The 219-nt window shown below is 39.3% G+C and carries 1 pseudogene; it reads left to right on the top strand.

The annotated features are described in order from the left end of the window. Positions 1–32: 32 nt before the first annotated feature. Positions 33–219, top strand: a pseudogene (locus FDX22_RS30595) (helix-turn-helix transcriptional regulator); the annotation flags it as partial.

Below are 219 nucleotides of genomic sequence, written 5' to 3'. Positions count from 1 at the left end.
AATATTTATGGAAAATAACAGGGGCATAGTAGATGAAGAGAAAGCCGCTACAGAGTGTTCGTTGCATAAGCTGTGAATTATCCTGTGAATTATTTCCGGATGCTGCCGTACGCGCACAATACTGCCACCGTGCCGCTTTTGCTGTCTGGCCAGAGGGTAATGATTATTTGAAAAAAGGCATTATTGAAAAGCTTTTACTTAATAATCACAATCATTTAT

This window comes from Citrobacter sp. TBCS-14, from assembly GCF_005280805.1.
Lineage (GTDB): Bacteria > Pseudomonadota > Gammaproteobacteria > Enterobacterales > Enterobacteriaceae > Citrobacter > Citrobacter gillenii.
Note: the sequence above shows the minus strand (reverse complement) of the source record. Positions and strands in the feature narration are given on the sequence as shown.